This is a genomic window from Nitrospiraceae bacterium, assembly GCA_035623075.1.
In the GTDB taxonomy this organism is placed as follows: Bacteria; Nitrospirota; Nitrospiria; order Nitrospirales; family Nitrospiraceae; genus DASPUC01.
Map to the genome: position 1 here is coordinate 122346 of DASPUC010000027.1, position 18516 is coordinate 140861.

An 18516-nucleotide genomic window follows, 5' to 3' on the forward strand; every position below is an offset into this window, starting at 1 on the left:
AATCTGAGATATTATCGAGGAGGAAGATCAAGCTGTTCGACGGTGACCGGATGGATTGGATATGAGATGGGTTGAGAGTCATAGAGTCCCTTGACCCCGTTCTGCTTAATATTGGCCAATTCGCGCAGCATCGCGAAGCCATCACGAAGGATACGGACCTTTGAGCCGGGCTGGTCTGCCCAATTGACCGGCACCTCTGCGATGCGATACCCCCGCTGTTGAGCCACGTACAGTAACTCCAAGTCGAATCCATACCCGTCGATCGAGGCAACTGAGAATAGATCTTGAGCCACGTTGCGACGGAACAGTTTGAACCCGCACTGGGTATCCGCGATTCCTCTGATGCCGCTCTGCCGGACGGCTGAATTAAACACCATGCCGAGAAGAATACGGTGCAATCGAGCCTGCACGGTGAAGCCTGGCAGCCGACTAGCAAGAGTCCGTGACCCAATGGCCAGATCCGCTCCGTCCACGATAGCTTTTTCAAGTCTGTCGAGTTCTTGAATCGGCGTCGCTCCATCCGCATCCGCAAAGAGTTGGAGGTTTCCGACAGCTGACTGCATACCTCGCCGGACCGCCGCTCCCTTTCCCTGGCTTGACGGGATCTGAATCAAGTGAACATCGGGTGCAGTGCGGGCGAACGATGTGACGACAGTCGCCGTGGTATCTGTGCTCCCGTCATCGACCACGAGCACTTCACAGGTTCGCCGCTGGCGCTGTAGGTGTGAGGTGATCGCGTGAAGGTAGGGAAGAATCCGCGCGGCTTCGTTATACGCCGGGATGATAACAGAGATATCGAGAGAAGCGAGAGCACCGCGTGACGGCACAGGTGATTGTCCCCTGTAATCGATCAACAGCCTTGAAACCACACGAGCAGCGGGGGTGAGCTACGGTAGCTGAGCAATATGCAGAATTGCAAGGGAGAAGGAAGGCGGAGGGCCTTGACAGATCTAGGAATCGGGAGCGAAGGTGTAGACAAAGGGAGCGTAGTGACGATAGGTGTCAGGAATTCAGCCGGGAGGTGGGTTATGCGCGATTTCACGAAGGGAATCGGTGTCCTGCTCGGTCTGATCGTTCTTATGGGTTGTGCGACGGCTTTTCCGCCAAATCGTCTGGACAGCTATCTGTCCCCGGAAACGAAGACCGCCTCCGAAGACCTCACGCAAATAGAACAACGGCCGCTGAAGGCGGGGTTGGTGTTGGTATCGGATACCTCTGCTCCAGGCGCAGCGCCGAATCTGCCAGATGAAGCCTTTGTCCGTTTGGGCGAACAGTTAAAGCAAGAAGTCAGTCGAGTGTTACCAGTAACCGTAACCGAGGTGCTTTCGGCTGAAGGGATCCGCCCGCAGCCAAGCGGAGACTGGACTCAGTTTGGCGAGATCGGTAGAGCCCATAAGCTCGATTATTTGGTGGTTGTCGTTTTATCCAGCACGGAGCAGGAATATCCGATGACGCTCTTCCTGGGCTGGACGACCCATGCACAGCCGGGGTACCGTCGTGACAACTACTCTCTGCTGGAATTCGCATTGCTGGATTTGAAGCATAACCGGACATTGATGCGGGCGGAAGCTCGAGGCTGGGCGACGTTGGATCGCCCTTCAGCTCCCGGCATTGACCAATGGTATCCGGTGATCTATCTCCGGCCACAAGATCCCGAACGGCGAATTTGGCCTCCGACCTATGAGGGTGCACCGAATACCCTTCGGGTGGTTTCGTTCAACGATGCCGCCAAGCGCCTCACTTTCAGGTTACAGAACTCCTGGCTCGGTCAGTTAGAGGCAGACGCAGCCATGCGGAGAGCCAGTTCATAAGCTTGCTGCGGATATAGCAGTCTTGCGGCGAACCCTCGTCCCCTTCGGGCCTGTCCCATGGTCCGAAGGGGACTTTTAGTCTTTGAAGGCCTCTGAACAGATGGTGTAAAATAGATCCTTCGGCTTCCGGTTCGTGCCACCTTTTTTTCTGGAGGAACGCTGTTATGGTCATGTGGGGTCGGGAAAAGAATGCGCTGTTTGCCCTGGTCTGTTTGTGTGTGGTGGCGGTTGCATGCAGTACTTTGCCGTCTGGTTCGATGGCGTCGGCTGCGGGGGTACCGCCATCCATGGCGCAGGGCTTTTCCGAGATCGTGAAAAAAGTGACGCCCGCGGTGGTCAACATCGCCGTTACTGGCGGAGGGGAAGGGGGAGGCCGAGGACGTCGTCCCTTACCTCCTGGGCCGTTTGGCGGGCCTCCTGGTGAAGAACCGCCGGGGGGTGAGCTACCGACGCCGCCGCCCATGCCGCCTGGTCCTCACGGTCGTCCCGATCAAAGTGCCGGTTCAGGCGTCATCCTTGACTCTAACGGTTACATCGTCACCAACAACCACGTCGTTGAAGGTGCCACGCAGATTACCGTCACATTGAGTGATCGCCGTGAATTTTCCGCTAAGGTCATCGGGACCGATCCGAAGACGGACTTGGCCGTCATTAAGATTGAGGTAAAAGACCTTCCTGCTCTGAAATGGGCGGAGTACGAGAAACTCCAAGTGGGCGACCTCGTTCTCGCCATCGGCAGCCCGTTTGGCCTCAGTTCCACGGTGACGCTGGGGATTATCAGTGCGCTGGGTCGCGGCAACGTCGGAATCGCCGATTATGAAGATTTCATTCAGACTGATGCCGCGATCAATCCGGGTAATTCCGGAGGGGCGTTGATCAACATGAACGGGGACCTCATCGGCATCAATACCGCGATCTTTTCTCGAACCGGCGGATCAGAGGGGATCGGCTTCGCCATCCCCAGCAGTATTGCGCTCGATATCGTTGAGAGTCTCCAGAAAACCGGCAAAGTCGTACGAGGATGGATGGGAGTGGCGATTCAAGAGATCACTCCTGCGCTTGCAAAGTCATTTAAACTTCCCGAGCAACGGAAGGGCGTCCTCATCAGCGACGTGAACGAGAACGGACCCTCCTATGAGGCTGGAATCAAGCGGGGAGATGTGGTGATCGCGTTCAATGGGAAAGACGTCCAGAGCGTCAGCCAGTTGCGGAATCTCGTCGCACGAACGATAGTTGGCAAGGATGCCCAGGTCAAGATTCTCCGCGATGGAAGGGAACAGACTCTGAATGTGAAGGTCGCGGAACGACCGTCCGATGAGATGCTGGCCAAGCGAGAGCCGGCTCCGAAGGAACCGGCTGAGACGATCAAACCACCCGATAATGTACTGGCCGCGCTTCGAATTCAAGCCCTCGACCCGGCGATGATGAGTCAGATGAATATCCCTGGAAAGACAACCGGGGTCATGATCACGTCGGTGGAAGCAGGCAGCTCAGCGGAAGCGGCCGGTTTGCAGCGGGGCGACGTGATTCAAGAGGTGAATCACGAAGTCGTGAAAAGTCTTGACGACTATCAGAAGGCGGCGAATAAGATCAAAAAAGATGAATTGGCTGTTCTGCTCCTCAGCCGGCAGGGCAATAATTTATTCGTGGCGGTGAATCCAAAATAAAGAGCCGCCAGGCTACAGCCATCGGTGATTAGCATAGGACTTCTGATCTGATGGCTGATAGCTGCTAAGCGAAGGCATTGCGATATGGCTGATGGCTTGAACAAGTTCAACCGGTGGCTGCAAGACACGATCTTCAAGCCGCTGGAAGACAAAAAAATGCCGGTCATGGAGCACCTGGTGGAGTTCCAGGTGCGCCTGACCCGGGCGGTCATTGTGACGGCTGTCGTGTTCGTCGGCACCTTCTTCTATGCCGATACCCTTGTGAAATGGCTCCGTGTTCCGTTGCAGAACATGTTTGTACCGGGTTCGCTGTCCTGGGTACCGACTGATCTTCCTGCCATCCCATTCGTCTTTCTGGCACCGGCTGAAGCACTCTGGCAAAACGTCAAGGTCGCCGGACTCTTTGCCCTTGTGCTGGCGATGCCGTATATCTTGTGGGAGATCTGGCAATTCGTCGTGCCCGGCCTCCATTCGCAAGAGCGCCGTTTCGTGGGTCCATTCGTACTTTTGAGCACGGTGGCATTTTACGCCGGCGTCGGGTTCTCGTTTTTCTTTGTGCTGCCGTTTGCTCTGAACTTTCTGATCGCCTACGGGGTGAACGCGGGGTTTATTCCGCAGCTGTCGATCGCCCAGTACGTGGGGTTTGCTCTGTGGTTCTTGCTCGTGTTCGGACTGATCTTCGAAGTACCCCTGGCGATTACGCTCATGGCCAAACTGGGATGGGTTGATGCACCATTCCTGAAACGGTATCGCAAATGGGCGCTGTTAGGCGCCTTCATTGTCGCGGCCATTCTGACGCCGACCCCGGACCCCTTCAACCAGTGTTTGATGGCCTTGCCGATGTATATCTTTTATGAAGTCGGGATCGTGAGTGCAGGCTTCTTTCATAAGAGGAAGCCGAAGGCAGAAGAGACTGCCGTGCAGGCCGTCGCGGCTGGTATCAGCGGCAAGTCGGTGTCCCCACGGGTTCCCGGTGCGGTGGAGGGGGAGTACGTCGGCGTACCGTCAGGAGGCCCGCGGCGATGAGAGTGATGGACTAATCGATCGGCTAGGTAAGGACTCGTGATCATCCATGGCACGTGAACTAAATATCATTCAACCTCATGGGTCCGGTAATGGTGATGCCTGCACGTATATGTGGGCCTGTGCCATTTGCGATGAAAATGAATCATGCCAGAAGGATAAGGAAGGACATAGTCGCTGGCTTGTCGCCAAACGGATGGAGCGGATCGAGTATAAAGTCCTCATCATGAGCAATAAGGGTGGCGTGGGGAAGAGTACCTGCACCACTAACCTGGCGGTGAGTCTGGCCCTCAAGGGGTGGCATGTTGGCATCTGCGACATGGATATCCATGGTCCGAACATTCCGAAGATGGTGGGGGCAGAAGGCCAGAAGCTGAAGATCAGCACGTCGGGCGGAATCATTCCGTTCCAGGCCTATAACCTCAAGATCGCATCGATGTCCTTCTTGCTCCAAAACCCGGACGATCCGATTATCTGGCGGGATGCCTACAAGTACGAATTCATCAATCAACTGTTGGGTGGTGTCGAATGGCAGGATCTGAACTTTCTGCTCATCGACTTACCTCCAGGCACCGGCAACGAATCAGTCACCACCATCGACCTGCTCGGCAACGTGAGCGGTGCGGTGATCGTCACGACGCCCCAAGAAGTAGCGCTCCTCGATTCCCGCAAGTCCGTCACGTTTTGCAAAGACAGCGAGGTGCCGATCATCGGTATCGTCGAAAACATGAGCGGCTTGGAATGCCCGCATTGCCACAATCATATCGAGGTGTTCCGGAAGGGCGGCGGTGAAGCTTCCGCAGGCGACATGGGTGTGCCGTTTCTCGGTCGGATTCCGCTCGATCCCGACGTCGTGACTCAATCTGATGCGGGCGAGCCGTTTGCGATGTTCTACTCGGACACGCCGACGGCCGAGGCGTACCACGAGATCGCGAACAAGGTAGAAGCGTTTTGTAGAAAGAGCGGGTCGCTCGTGAAAGTCGCTCCGCGGCATGGTCATTGACGAAAGGATCAAGGTGAAGCCGAAAGACGCGACACAGGACCTCACGCCGTTGACTGAGGCGCAGAAGGTCGTCCTGGATGCCACGCCGGTCCTTGGCGTGGAGAAGATCCCTATCCTCGATGCCCTCGGTCGGGTGTTGGGAGAAGACATCGTGGCAGAGCGCGATAATCCACCGTGGGACAACTCGGCGATGGACGGATTTGCCGTGCGGTGGGAGGATATCAAACAGGGACACGCGATTCAGAAACCCGTGACGCTGTCGATCATCGAAGATGTCCCCGCAGGAAAGATGCCGTCGAAGACGGTCGGGTCTGGACAGGCGATTCGAATCATGACGGGAGCTCCTATTCCGAAAGGTGCGGACACGGTGTTGAAGGTCGAAGATACCGAACACACGCCGGAGTCCGTGCGGGTCTTCAAACCGGAGCAGAAAGGGTCGAACATCCGGCCGCAGGGCGAGGATGTCAGGAAAGGCGAGCGCATCATTACAAAGGGCACACAGATTCGACCGGGAGAAGCCGGGATGCTGGCGATTCTGGCGAAATCGTTCGTCTTTGTCTATCAACGTCCGCGCGTCGCGATTCTCTCCACCGGAGATGAACTCGCGGACTTGGACGAGCGGTTCAGCGATGAGAAAATCATCAATTCGAACAGCTATGGGATTGCCGCTGCCGTGCAGGATGCCGGTGGGGTCCCATTTCTACTCGGCATCGCGCGGGACAATCCTGCCGCCCTGAAGGAAAAGATCTCCCATGGTTTGACAGCGGATATTCTGGTGTTGTCGGGGGGGGTCTCTATGGGCGACTACGACTTTACCAAGGCGGTGTTTCACGACCTTGGAGCCGAGATGAATTTCTGGAAACTCGCCATCAAACCGGGGCAACCGCTGGCTTTTGGAAAGATTCAGGGCAAGTTGGCATTCGGTCTTCCGGGAAACCCCGTTTCCTCGATGATCACGTTCGAGCAGTTGGTGCGGCCCGCGATGCTGAAAATGAGCGGGCACCGGAGCTACGGCCGTCCTCTGGTTCAGGCGGTCTTCCAAGAAAAGTTTTCCAAGCGGACGGATCGTCGTCATTTTTTGCGCGGGGTCCTGACGCGGGAAGACGGCGTCTTCAAAGTCCGCACGACCGGCGATCAAGGATCGGGCATTCTCACCTCAATGGTCAAGGCCAACTGTTTGATCGATGTGCCGGTCGAAGTTGAGCGGCTGAATCCCGGCGATCTCGTGACCGTTCAGCTCTTAGGTGGCGAAGCTGGGTCGAGCCACGCAGACCACAGCCAGAGCGGGTCTCATCGCCTGTCTTGTTGTTGAGGCGGAAAGCACATCAGCTCATGGCTATACCTATTGTCTGTTTCGTGGGACGGTCCAACAGCGGAAAAACCACGATGATCGAACGCGTGATCCCAGAATTGGTCCGGGTCGGCTATAAAGTTGCAACGGTCAAACATACCGGGCACGGATTTGATCTCGACACCGAAGGAAAGGACAGCTGGCGGCACAAACGGGCCGGCGCCAGCAGTGTTGTGGTGATCTCCAAAGGTAGCATGGCCATGTTTGCCGATGTCTCCGATCAAATGCATGTGACGGACGTGCGTGATCGGTTTCTGGACGATTCCTATGATCTGATCATCGCCGAAGGCTGGAAGAGCGAGGGCTATCCTAAAATCGTCATTGTCCGAGAACAACTGGGGGAAGTGCCGGTTTCACAGGAAGGACTGCTGGCAGTGGTCTCCGATAAACCCGTCGATCTTCCAGTTCCCGTGTTCGACATCAACGATGTCGTCGGCGTGGCTGCCTTGATCATGACGAAGTTCCCTAAGCGGCATCCGCGCGCTGCGCATGAGCTGGAAGCCTAAGGCCGTCGTCGTACTGGGCCTGATTGCCGGTGCGATGACGCTGGGCGGCGTCGCCATTCCTCTCACCAGCCACCCGAAATTTTGTGCCAGTTGCCACAACATTGCACCGTCCTACGAAAGCTGGGTGAAATCATCCCACAAGGAAGTCACCTGTGTTGCCTGTCACGTGCGACCTGGTCTTGCAGGGTGGGTACATGACAAAGCATGGAACGGCATGAAGGACGTGGCTATTTACCTCTTTGGGACCCCGACCGGTCCCCACAATCTTAAAGCTCGAGTCGACTCCAATGTGTGCCTCGGCTGCCATCGGAACATTCTTCGTATGTCCGAGGTGGCGCCGCGCGATCTCCCGCCGCCGGTGAAGGAAGTGGGGCTGGTGATGAGCCATCGAAAACATATTGAAGCGTTCCTGACGAGGGGCCAAGGGGAAGGGTGTACGACCTGTCATTCGGGGGTCGTGCATGATCGCCCGATCAAAGGCTACCCGATCGTCATCCCACGCGGGCATGTCGCAGCGGACAGCCAACCCTGGCTTCCCGATCACCCGGAGGGCTCACACTTGCGCACGAGAGCCTTAGCCGATTGCTTTCGATGCCATGACGGCAAGGCAGAACATCAAGGCAAAGTCATGAGCCGCAAGTGCGAGACGTGCCATATTCCGGAGAAGATCAGCAACTCGCTGCTGTTCAACTAACACCGTCCACCCATGGCAGCATCTGTTCTCTCTGCCCAGCATCTCACAAAGCGGTTCGGCAGCTTCACCGCTGTCGACAACATTTCGTTCGAGATCCGGCCAGGAGAAATTCTGGGATTGCTCGGGCCGAACGGGGCCGGGAAAACCACCACAATCCAGATGTTATTGGGATTGGTGACGCCCACAGCCGGTTCGATTCGTGTCTTTGGCTTGGATCTGGCGACCCACCGAGAGGAAATTCTTGAACAAGTCAACTTTTCTTCAACCTACATATCAATGCCGTATTCGCTCACGGTCGAAGAAAATTTGCGGGTGGTCGCGAAGCTCTACGGTCTGACACAGGTCGAGCGCCGCATCGACGACATGGTGAAAAGGCTGGAAATGGAGGAGTTTCGTTCCAAGATCACCAGAAAACTGTCCTCAGGACAGATGACGAGGCTTACGCTGGCGAAAGCATTTCTCACCCAGCCGAAGATCTTGTTTCTGGATGAGCCGACGGCCAGTCTCGACCCCGACATCGCACACAAGATTCGACGTCTCCTGAAAGAAGAGCAGCGTGCGTCGGGACTCAGTATTCTGTACACCTCGCACAATATGAGGGAGATGGAGGCGATGTCGGATCGAATTATCTTTTTGCAGCGAGGCAAGATTGTGGCAGAAGGGACGGCTTCCGAGATTGTCTCGAGATTCGGCCAGTCGGACCTGGAAGACGTGTTCTTGAAGTTGGCCCGTGAGCAGTCATAAGCAGGGGCGCCATCGAATCGTATGGACGACGTACTCTCAGTTCTACTCGGCGTGATGATTGGTGGACTCGGGCTGAGCACCAGCTGGGGCGTGTTTTGGTGCGTCATGGCGTCCGCGGGTTTCGCGCGACGTACCTGTGACTGGAGGGTAGTCCAGGCGAGCCTCACCGCCGCGCTGGCGCCAGGAGTGCTCTTGGGTGTCGTACTTTGGACCATCGATCCAGGACGTCTTGGCTCTCTTCCTTTCGCCGCCGGTGTGAGTGTCTTGCCCGTGGTCGGGGTGATCCTAGGAATGCGAACGCTGCCAGACGGAACCCGTGTCGTAGGCCGACTGGTTGGAGGAACACAGGCCATGATGGATACGATCCTCGGCCGACACCATGATTGCGGTGGCTGCGGCGAGGAACATCACCATCACGAGGATCAAGCATGAAGATGCATCGGATCATGGCCCTGGTGTCCCGTCATCTCTATCTTTATCGACGAAGCCTGCCCCGGATCATGGAAATTTTTTATTGGCCGTTCCTCGACCTCGTCATTTGGGGGTTCATCACGCTCTATCTCTCTCGCTTTCCGGGCCAGACTCCGGGGTTTGTAACGTTTTTTCTGGGGGCACTCATCCTCTGGGACATTCTGTTCCGATCCCAACAAGGGATTACCATCTCCTTTCTCGAAGAAATCTGGGCAAGAAATCTGATGAATCTCTTCGCAAGCCCGCTCAAGCCCAGTGAATTCCTCGCCGCCACCATGGTCATGAGTATCTTCAAGGTGATGTGTGTGTCGATAGTCATGGCGCTGTGCGCCGCGCTCTTTTATTCATACAACATTTTTATGATCGGCCTCTGGCTGTTTCCGTTTGTGTTGAATTTGGTCGTGACTGGTTGGATCGTAGGGGTCTTTACGACGTCACTGATCATGCGGTTCGGTCAAGAGGCCGAAGTGCTGGCCTGGAGTATGGTGTTTTTGTTCCAGCCCATCTCATGTGTGTTCTATCCGCTAGATGTGCTACCTGGTTGGCTCAAGGCGATTGCCTGGGCCAACCCGGCAGCGCATATATTCGAAGGCATGCGAGCGGTGCTCAGTACTTCAATCCATCCGGTCGTGAACTTGGCATGGGCGAGCGGGCTGAACGTCCTGCTTCTCATTGCTGTTATTGCATGGTTCCATCGGACGTTCGCCTATTGTAAGGAAGAAGGACTGCTGGTTCGAGTCGGAGAGTGAGGTTGTAATCCAACTGACCCTATGTTAGGGTAAAAGCGCTTCATCGCATGGGCCTGGCGGTGGGGCGGTCAGTTACGTGCAGGCCTGCAACGTGGATGTTGCCTTAGCCCGGGAATTTCGTCGGAAGTCAGACCTAAGTCGCTGCATAGCTCGCGTCTTCGGCCCGCTCCTTCCCCGTCCCTCGAGTTCAAGACAATATCATCATACTCAAAGGAGGAACCCCAGATGGGTTCAAAGATTTATGTCGGTGGGTTGCCGTATTCGGCGACTGAGCAGCAGTTGAGCGATCTGTTCGGACAACACGGTGGTGTTGCTTCGGCGCGGATCATCACGGATAAGTTCACGGGACAGTCGCGTGGATTCGGCTTCGTGGAAATGTCTACGGACCAGGAAGCGCAGGCAGCCATTACCGCGCTGAATGGTGCGGAAATGGGCGGCCGGACTTTAACGGTCAATGAAGCACGTCCACAGGAACCGCGCAATGGTGGCCGTGGCGGTTTCGGTGGTCCTGGTCGCAGCGGTGGCGGCGGAAAGCGCGATCGCTGGTAAGCTATACGGGTATCCGTTCATGGGGGGGCTGTCACCGAAAGGTGGCAGCCCCTTTGTTTTTATCAAAGGCCAAGTGAGAACGATCGGCTCAGTGGTTTAGACATCAACGGCTCAACCCCTCAGAGGACTCGTGGATTAATTGCAAAAATCACGAATAGAAGGAGGTGAGCTAATCCACCCACTCGTTGTCATCAGTAGCGGCATTTTTGTGGGTTTCAGTGAGAGACTCCAAGGAAGGCGGAGGACCTTGGAGAACTTCTTTGACAAGCTTCAGAAACGCCTGAGATTGGAGCGGCTTTTCTACGAATGGAAGGACGCCTTGGCGGATGCCATACCCTGCCAGGTCCTTGTCCATGTTGCCTGAAATCAGGACGACACGAAGGTCTTTTCGCATATGGAGTGCACGGAGGGCCAGGTCGTGGCCGTGGACATGAGGAAACTCATTTGCATCGGAGGCGAACGAAAAGCCGGGAGGGGGCAAAACCAGATCCGTGACCAGCAGATCGATTCTCCCCTGATGAGTCTTGCAGAGTCTGAGCGCATCCGAGCTGCCGCCGGCCTGCAAAACGTGAAACCCCTCTTGTGCAAGCATCTTCGAGACGACTCCCAGCACCGCTGGTTCGTCGTCGACGACAAGTACCGTCCGCTCCGTTGACGTAGGCGTAGACATGAGAGTGTCGGTAGTACGTGTTCCGGTCGAATGATTCTAGCGTAATGAAACACAGTCGGGTTGGCTAGAAGTATTGCGGTTTTCGCAATTGTCCCTCAGGCGAACGACGGCGCAATTTGCCCGTGACGAAAGGGAAGAACATGTTGAGATCGGGAAATCAGCCGGAGTCCGTCTTGAGCCTCTCAAGTCTGACTCGGTCCAGCGTGACGACCAGTGATTGGTCGTGAGTCACTGTCACGGCTCCAGCCGAGTGACCTTTTGCCTTTCTCACCCATTTCCTCCTGGTATAGATCACGTCGCCCTTTCCGCTCTTCTTGAAGTCGCTGTACAACAAGGCGAGTGTTGCGGCGTCTCGTAATGTTTCCTGAGGAATGTCTTGTCCCTTGGCGAGTCGCACAACCACGTGAGATCCCGGCACTCCGCGCGCATGGAGCCAGAGATCGTCGCTGCTCGCAAACCTGAATGTGAGGTCGTCATTCTCCCGGGCATTTCTTCCAACGAAAATGGGAAGCCCATCCGCCGAGGTAAAGCGCCGGAACGGCCCCCGGCGAGTCTGCAAGCCCGGCTTCGTACGATTGTCCGCAGGACCTCGGCCTTTGGAGCGCCCTGCTGAGAGGATGGCTGGTGGTCGCCAGGTTCCCAGCTTGATGGTATCGAGCTCGCGATGCATGGCCGCCAGCTCTGCGCGCCCAGCCTCGATCCTGGGATGAAGCTCCCGCTCCGATGCCAAATATTTTCGGTGCTTCCGAAAATAGTCGTCCATGTTGCCTTGCGGAGTTTTCGTGGGATCGAGCGGAATCGTCAGGCTTGGCAGTGAGTCCTCGAAATAATCGACGACAGTTACTTCTCGCTGTCCTCTCTTGATCAGATTGAGATTGGCCTTGAGCAGCTCGCCATATCGGCCATAGGTACGATACTTCGCCGCTTTCGTCAGGTCATCGTGCCAGGCATCGATGCGGCGCTGTAGCTTCTTGATCGATTTCTTCAGGGTTCCAAGCTTGGCGGCTCGGGCTTCGTCCAGCGACGCAGCGGCGTCCCTATCTTGATACGTGGCCTCAATCGCAGCAGACAGAGGGAAACGAGCGTCCGACACCGAATGAGCGACAGATATGGAAGAGGGGATACGTCGCGAGTGCGGCGCAAGGGCCGGCGGTTTGTAGGGTTGTCCCTGCCGATCTCTGGATCCTTTCAGTTCTCTCACGAGCCGCTCATCGCCATCGAGAACGAATAGATTCGCGGTTTTTCCCGTGAGTTCTGCTACGAGTGCGCGAGTCCCTGCCTTTGTAGTTAAATCGATCCGAACGATCCGATCATCTTGAATCTGGGTAATAGCATCGATGTGTGCACCTTGGAGATGGGCGCGCAGGAACTGGCAGAAGGGAGGAGGAGACACCGGGTTCTGCCTGGATGCGGTGATCAGGTGCAGGCGAGCCGTCTCAGGGAAGCAAGAGATCAGCAGACGATGGGTCAGTCCTGGTGTTCGAATTTCCAACACAATCGTGAGCGCGGCGGGCTGATGGATTTTCTGAATCCACCCTCCTGTGAGCACAGGAGCAACTTCCTCAAGAACCGCTGTGATTTCCCGAGCGCTTAGTGCCACGAAATGTCTCTTAATCGGCCATCCCTTGCAGAAACAGACCTGCAAGCTGCCGATGGATGTGCGGATAAACGCTTCGTGCCAGCACCTAAGTAATTCACGTCGACTCCGCCGCACGGGACCAATTCGGTCACACAGCGCTCATTCCTGTTTATCGTGCAGGCGGAGACACTCTACGATTCACTGCAAAAACCTGCAAGACGAGCAGTAAACGCGATGGCATTGCCCTTGCTTTATTCAGTAGTGGGCAGGGGATATCCAACTCCGATCGGGGAGGGTCCGATGCGATGTACCAAGTGTGAAGGTCTTATGGTGAGCGATCATCTCATTGATATAAAGGAAAGCAGCATCCCCATGTGGATGAAAGGATGGCGATGTATAGCCTGCGGCAACATCGTCGATCGCCTGATTCTCCGTCATCGGATGATTCAACGTGCCGGGTCGACACGGTTGTTGAAAGCGCACCCGTCAGGGCTGACCTCCCGAAAGCCCCTTAAAGCAGTTGCCTAGCTAGCCTCTGTGCACTGTTCGTGACTGTGCAGGGCTGGAACAGTTTCCTACACTCGCCCGACATCCTTCGCACACTCTTGTTCATTTCGCTAAGAAACTCGACTAGTTACGGATTCCATGGGAGGCTTAGTCCAAGGGCACTCCTCTTGCTGGTCTATTGGTAAAGAGAAGCAGGATTAGCCCAACACAATTCCGGAGATGAAAATGAAGTTATGCTGGATAGGCGATCGTTCGCGCTGGCTACAGGCCGGTATGCTATGTGTCCTTGCCGGCGGAATGGTGTCACTACAGGGCTGTCTTGCCGTGGCGTGGGTTGCGGTTGTCGGATTCGACTCACTCAGGACAAGCGACTTGACGTTCTGGCCGTTTGAACAATCGTGGGTTGCGCCACAGGAGACGGGAGCCGTCTCTGAACCTCATGTCAAAGTCAGCAGTGTGGCGGTCCTCCCGTTTGAGGGAGATGCTGAAATGGGAACCCGCCTTGCGGAGGTCCTGCAACAAGAGACCTCGCTCCGTGTCGAGGGGCCGGATCGAACACCAGTTGACATGTCCTCGACCGGTTCTCTCATTTCTAGGACCGATGACGCGGCTCGCACATCTCTCGCGAAAGCCGTGACACAGGAGCTCAACGTCGATACCGTCTTGATCGGTCGTGTTGCCGAGGCTCCTTCGCATCCGAGCGACTGGGGATGGAAGGAGGAAGAACGACGGCGTCTCTTCTTGTATCTGCTCGACCACGACGGCCATCTGCTCTGGAAAGATGAATTGCCATTTACAGTCACGAAGGGTACAAAGCCTCCCCTCGAAGCGACCGTGCAGACCAGCCTCGCGAACCATCTGAGAGACCACGTTCAAGAGCTCGGGCTAGACGAACTCGGATACCTGCCGATGAAATCCTCGTAGTCGTCTGCTTGCAGCCTCCTCCTTCCTCCGGTACAGTCGCGGCCTGAACGCATAGGGCATCGCGCAATGTCGTTGTTTGATTCCGCAGCCTTGGCTCGCGTGCAGGCTGAATTTCGTCTTTCGATGAAGGCGCTCTTGGCCGCGCTCTGTCAGGATCTGGATCAGCAATATACGAAGATCGCTCAATCATTATCATTGCCGGTAGGCTACTTCCGATTTCTCGGGCAAGTGATCGAACAAGACCAGTATGATCACTGGAAAGTAGTCGGCTGGGTCGAAGCGCTCAACGATCTTGTCTACTTTGTCGATCTGCTCCAGCAATATCGGGTCGAATTCGATCGCCGAGAATTCGCCGAGCAGCTATTGGTCGAATGTCAGAATAAATTCTTCGAAAACAGCTACATCGACGAGCTCTTTCCCCGTGGCGTACCCCAGCTTGCAGGACTGGAGAGCCGGCTTCATCGACTGTGCGTGCGGCTTTCCCAAGAAGTCAGGCAGGAAGCGCTGTTCTTAGTGCCGGGGCTGCCGAGCGAGTGGGTCAGCAAGCAGAAACGATCGGCATGGTGCGTCGAGGGAAACCTCGGCTGCAACTATGAGCGGGCGGAACCGGAAGGCGCCATTGCAGTGGGGATCGCCGGCGATTGGGTCGAAGGGTCAGCAGCCTCCAAGAAACGATTGGCCGAATCGAAGGGGCGATGCATCTTTGTTGTCGAACCGGACGGCATGTCCATTCTGGTGAGGCGCACTCGTGAACCTTTATATGTCATGAGAAATCGTGAAGTGATGTGGCACTGGGCCTATCGACCAACGATCATTCTCACACAGCGGAGGACAAAGCCTGTGACGGTAGGACCGACACTGGTCTATGGAAAAGACAGGCAACCACAGAGCGTCGATCGAACTGATCTCAAACAGGTGCAACGAATCAATCGAGCATGGGGAACCATCCGGCAGGCCTGGCCCGAGGAACAGTGGATCCTCACACTGTTCACCTCCCGAATCATTCCGCTCAGGGCGAAAGGCGTCGTGAGTTTCAGTTATCGGCATCGGCCCGGTCTGTCCTTCATCAACTGTTTTGATCGGGACGATCTGGACCTCATCGACGACCTCATCCATGAAAACAGCCATCACCATTTGAATCTGCTCCTGAGGAAGCATGTCTTATTTCTTGGCGACCATAATCAACAGATATTTTATTCACCCTGGCGGCGAAGCCTGCGCCCGCTGAGAGGCATTCTCCACGCGACCTTTACCTTCACAATGGGAGCGATACTCTTTGAACGGCTGTCAACGTGGGGGGCGAGAGGCGTGAGGCGAGGGGCGAGAGGTAAGAAGAGGTCAAATCGAAAGGAGAGTCTAATCCCACTGACGAAAGCGCAGGTCTTGCGCGCCCATTTTCGCTGTCTTGAAGAGTTGGAATCAGTTCGCTATTCGATTCAAGACTTGGAATATGCCGACCGACATTTAGGCTGGCTCACCGGCTCAGGCCGGCGACTGGTTGGGCAACTGGCACAAGCGATCACGAAGGTTGGAGGCAAGATCATGCCCCATAGAAAGGCGGTTCTTCGATCGAAGTTCGGCCCCTCCCTCCGCCGGCATGTCGAGGAATTGAAGAAGGCCCGCCAAACCTACGGACCGGTGCGATTGAGTCGAGCATGACATCATGTGAAACGTGCTAGGGTTCAACAACAACATCCACAAACGCCGGCAACGAATCTGCTCCTTTTTTGTCCGTTACCCGCAGCTTAAAGCGGAAGAGTTTTGGCTCCGACACGGACGGGGCCACGAACGAGGCTTTCGGCATGTTGAGATCCAAGAGCGGCACCTTCGCGCCACGAACCTGGCTCCAAGAATAGAAAAGCGCTTCTCCCTCCGGATCCCGGCTGCTCAGTCCATTCAACTCAACCTTGGTGCCGGAGCTGACGGTACGATTGGCTCCGGCCACGGCGACCGGCGGTTCATTCGGTTCGTCACCGACGGCGACGTTCACGTCCAGCGAAGCCTGTTTCCCTCTGTTCTTCACCGTGATCACGGTTTTCCCGTTCCCCACGATCTTGAGCATCCCATCCGACAGCACCTGAATGACCTTCTCATTCGATGACTGGTAGTTGGTGCCGCTCGTTGGGGCCGTCAGAGGTCTCGAAACGCCGTCAGCGAAATCACCAACAACAGGAAGTTCAAAGATCTTGCCCAACACATCCACCTGGCCATAGGTGGCCAGCTGACCCTCTCGTCCCAGCAGCAAGGGCTTATCGGTTTCGAAGTCAATGTTCTGGAGCTCTGCCTGAGGCTCCGCATTGACAACGATCTCATCGAAGACAGTTCTGGTTCCCAGTCGCCCTCGTGAGATTTCGGCCACAGCGAGCAGCCGCATGGGGCCGATCGCTTCCAACGGAACCTTCAGGGGGCCGCCGAACGCGGGATCCTGCTCTCCCGTCGAGACAAGCACCGGCGACGAGACGACCGAGCCTCCCACCACGGTGTCCTTGTGGAGAAACTTGTCCACAGAGATCTTGGCTCCTGATTTCGACGGGCCCGACTCGCTTTCCTCCTGCTGTACCAGGGTTTCGTCCTGCTCCCGATACCAGTAGTACCGCACCGTGACGATGCCGATGTCGTTGCCCAAGTCCACATGGGCGGTGACGGTTTGTCCCGCCGTGAGTTTGGCTCCGGTTACCGGTTCCGTAATTTTGAATGCGAACGCCTTTTCTACGGGCAAGCTTGTGACAAGAGCGAAAGTGAGAAGGTTTGCAAGTGCGAGCGAGATTCGGTGGACCGCGAGCTTTGTCGTTTCGACTTGCAACCTGTGGTTGCTTTTCATGGTCACCTCGTCAGGTGGAACGGCACGTCCGTGAGAATTACGCGATCTTTGAACAGGAGCGCCGCCTTTAACATTAGCGCGCGCTGATTGTGCAAGATGTTCTGCCACCAGCGGGCCGGCAGAATTTCCGGGATCACGACGGTGATCCAACTCTCGGGTTCCTTCTCTAGTATCTCTTCGATGTAGTCGAGGAGGGACCCGAGAATCGACCGATAGGGCGAAGGAAGGACAACCAAATTAACTCCGCAACCCCATTGCGCCCACTGCATCTCCAGCTTGGCCGTCTCTTCCGATTCGGTATCTACGAGGACGGCGCGAATCTCACCAGGCCGGCTGCGCGCATAGTCCACGGCGCGGATCACGGCTCGGTTCACGCCACCGATGGGGATGAGGACGATGTTTCGCCTAGGGAGGGGGGGGCGGTGGCCGCGGCTAAGAGTGACTTGTTCGGTCACCGCCTGATAGTGAGAACGGACCCCTCGGAACATCATGATGAAGAACGGGATAAGGACGACCACGATCCAGGCGCCATGCACGAATTTCGTGCTGGCGATGATTGTCGTCGCAATGGCCGTGGTGACCGCGCCGATCCCGTTAATCACAAGTTTCTCCCTCCAATGGGGCCCGCGCTTGACCAGCCAGCGCCTCACCATGCCGGCTTGGGAAAGGGTGAACGAAAGGAACACCCCGACGGCATACAGTGGAATGAGGGCATGGGTGTCGCTTTCGAAGAGCACAATCAGGAGACCCGATGACGCTCCCAGGATAATGATCCCGTTCGAGAACACGAGCCGGTCGCCCATCATGGCCATCTGATGGGGCATGAAGCCGTCGCGGGCGAGCAAGGACGCAAGCCGGGGAAATCCGGCAAATGCGCTATTGGCGGCCAGGATCAAGATCAACATGGTCGATCCCTGCACCAAGTAGTAGAGGAATCCTTCCCCAAAAGTGGCTCGAGCAATCTGTGAGACGACGGTTTCATCTTCTTTCGGGATGACACCCAGAGAGTACGCCATGATGCTGATGCCTAGGAAGAGGGTCGCCAAGATGGTTGCCATGCCGGCCATCGTGAGAGCGGCGTTCTTCGATTCCGGTGGACGGAAGGCCGTGACTCCGTTCGAGATGACCTCTACCCCAGTGAGCGCCGTACAACCGGAGGAGAACGCCCTCAGCAGGAGAAACAACGAGACGGTTTCAACTCCGGCCTGCGTCACGACATTCTGTGGAGTGACCGGATTCACCCGGCCGGACAGGAATTGATAGGCTCCGACCCCCAGCATCACTAGGAGCGAGCCGATAAACAGATAAGTTGGTACAGCAAACACCTTTCCCGACTCACGAACTCCCCGTAAGTTGACGAGCAACACGATCAAAATGGCAAAGACTCCGAGCGCGGTCCGATGGGGAAACAGCGCAGGAATGGCCGAGGTGATGGCCGCAATGCCGG

At 56.2% G+C, this 18516-nt stretch carries 19 protein-coding genes; 14 read left to right on the plus strand and 5 right to left on the minus strand.

Going from position 1 to position 18516, the window contains the following annotated elements; genetic code table 11:
* Window positions 1-11: 11 nt before the first annotated feature.
* The gene (locus tag VEI50_09930) at window positions 12-827 is read right to left on the minus strand and encodes a dolichyl-phosphate beta-glucosyltransferase (protein HXX75436.1); all 816 of its coding nucleotides are present in this window, start codon (window positions 825-827) and stop codon (window positions 12-14) included.
* Window positions 828-1028: 201 nt separating this feature from the next.
* Between VEI50_09930 and VEI50_09935 the strand changes: the two genes are divergently transcribed.
* The 11 genes from VEI50_09935 to VEI50_09985 all read left to right on the plus strand — a co-directional run bounded on the left by VEI50_09935 (window position 1029) and on the right by VEI50_09985 (window position 10568).
* Window positions 1029-1811 (plus strand): hypothetical protein, encoded by a 783-nt coding sequence (locus VEI50_09935; GenBank protein ID HXX75437.1) that lies wholly within the window; start codon window positions 1029-1031, stop codon window positions 1809-1811.
* Window positions 1812-1975: 164 nt separating this feature from the next.
* Window positions 1976-3478: a Do family serine endopeptidase gene (locus VEI50_09940; protein ID HXX75438.1), complete on the plus strand. Its 1503-nt coding sequence runs from the start codon at window positions 1976-1978 to the stop codon at window positions 3476-3478.
* An 84-nt stretch (window positions 3479-3562) separates the two neighbouring features.
* Window positions 3563-4504, plus strand: coding sequence for a twin-arginine translocase subunit TatC (gene tatC, locus VEI50_09945; protein HXX75439.1), 942 nt, complete (start codon window positions 3563-3565; stop codon window positions 4502-4504).
* A 46-nt stretch (window positions 4505-4550) separates the two neighbouring features.
* Window positions 4551-5504 carry an Mrp/NBP35 family ATP-binding protein gene (locus tag VEI50_09950; protein ID HXX75440.1) on the plus strand — a complete coding sequence of 318 codons (954 nt, stop codon included), beginning with the start codon at window positions 4551-4553 and terminating at the stop codon, window positions 5502-5504.
* A 13-nt stretch (window positions 5505-5517) separates the two neighbouring features.
* On the plus strand, window positions 5518-6816 hold the full coding sequence (gene glp / locus VEI50_09955; protein ID HXX75441.1) for a gephyrin-like molybdotransferase Glp: 1299 nt from the start codon (window positions 5518-5520) through the stop codon (window positions 6814-6816).
* Between the two features lie 20 nt (window positions 6817-6836).
* Window positions 6837-7361: a molybdopterin-guanine dinucleotide biosynthesis protein B gene (mobB, locus tag VEI50_09960; GenBank protein HXX75442.1), complete on the plus strand. Its 525-nt coding sequence runs from the start codon at window positions 6837-6839 to the stop codon at window positions 7359-7361.
* Complete coding sequence (locus VEI50_09965; protein ID HXX75443.1) at window positions 7345-8055, plus strand: NapC/NirT family cytochrome c; 711 nt, start codon at window positions 7345-7347, stop codon at window positions 8053-8055. Before mobB ends, VEI50_09965 begins: the two co-directional genes overlap by 17 nt.
* Window positions 8056-8067: 12 nt before the next feature.
* Window positions 8068-8799 carry an ABC transporter ATP-binding protein gene (locus tag VEI50_09970; protein ID HXX75444.1) on the plus strand — a complete coding sequence of 244 codons (732 nt, stop codon included), beginning with the start codon at window positions 8068-8070 and terminating at the stop codon, window positions 8797-8799.
* A 21-nt stretch (window positions 8800-8820) separates the two neighbouring features.
* Window positions 8821-9231 (plus strand): hypothetical protein, encoded by a 411-nt coding sequence (locus VEI50_09975; protein HXX75445.1) that lies wholly within the window; start codon window positions 8821-8823, stop codon window positions 9229-9231.
* Window positions 9228-10019, plus strand: a complete 792-nt coding sequence (locus VEI50_09980) for an ABC transporter permease (protein ID HXX75446.1) — start codon at window positions 9228-9230, stop codon at window positions 10017-10019. The genes VEI50_09975 and VEI50_09980 overlap by 4 nt, the downstream gene beginning before the upstream one ends.
* A 225-nt stretch (window positions 10020-10244) precedes the next feature.
* Complete coding sequence (locus tag VEI50_09985; GenBank protein HXX75447.1) at window positions 10245-10568, plus strand: RNA-binding protein; 324 nt, start codon at window positions 10245-10247, stop codon at window positions 10566-10568.
* Between the two features lie 169 nt (window positions 10569-10737).
* On the opposite strand, the gene VEI50_09990 is transcribed toward VEI50_09985, so the two are convergent.
* Window positions 10738-11238, minus strand: coding sequence for a response regulator (locus VEI50_09990; protein ID HXX75448.1), 501 nt, complete (start codon window positions 11236-11238; stop codon window positions 10738-10740).
* Window positions 11239-11395: 157 nt separating this feature from the next.
* Window positions 11396-12838, minus strand: a complete 1443-nt coding sequence (locus VEI50_09995) for an NFACT family protein (protein HXX75449.1) — start codon at window positions 12836-12838, stop codon at window positions 11396-11398.
* Window positions 12839-13117: 279 nt separating this feature from the next.
* Here VEI50_09995 and VEI50_10000 point away from each other — a divergent pair, with 279 nt between their 5' ends.
* The 3 genes from VEI50_10000 (at window position 13118) to VEI50_10010 (ending at window position 15907) form a co-directional block, all read left to right on the plus strand.
* Window positions 13118-13345 (plus strand): hypothetical protein, encoded by a 228-nt coding sequence (locus VEI50_10000; protein HXX75450.1) that lies wholly within the window; start codon window positions 13118-13120, stop codon window positions 13343-13345.
* A 204-nt stretch (window positions 13346-13549) separates the two neighbouring features.
* A complete protein-coding gene (locus tag VEI50_10005; protein ID HXX75451.1) occupies window positions 13550-14248 on the plus strand; it encodes a hypothetical protein in 699 nt (232 codons plus the stop codon).
* Window positions 14249-14314: 66 nt separating this feature from the next.
* Window positions 14315-15907: an HEXXH motif-containing putative peptide modification protein gene (locus VEI50_10010; GenBank protein HXX75452.1), complete on the plus strand. Its 1593-nt coding sequence runs from the start codon at window positions 14315-14317 to the stop codon at window positions 15905-15907.
* 16 nt (window positions 15908-15923) lie between these two features.
* Here VEI50_10010 and VEI50_10015 read toward each other — a convergent pair whose 3' ends face one another.
* Both VEI50_10015 and VEI50_10020 read right to left on the minus strand, forming a co-directional pair.
* Window positions 15924-17069 (minus strand): hypothetical protein, encoded by a 1146-nt coding sequence (locus VEI50_10015; GenBank protein ID HXX75453.1) that lies wholly within the window; start codon window positions 17067-17069, stop codon window positions 15924-15926.
* 2 nt (window positions 17070-17071) lie between these two features.
* A partial coding sequence (locus VEI50_10020) for an APC family permease (GenBank protein ID HXX75454.1) occupies window positions 17072-18516 on the minus strand: 1445 nt, incomplete at its 5' end.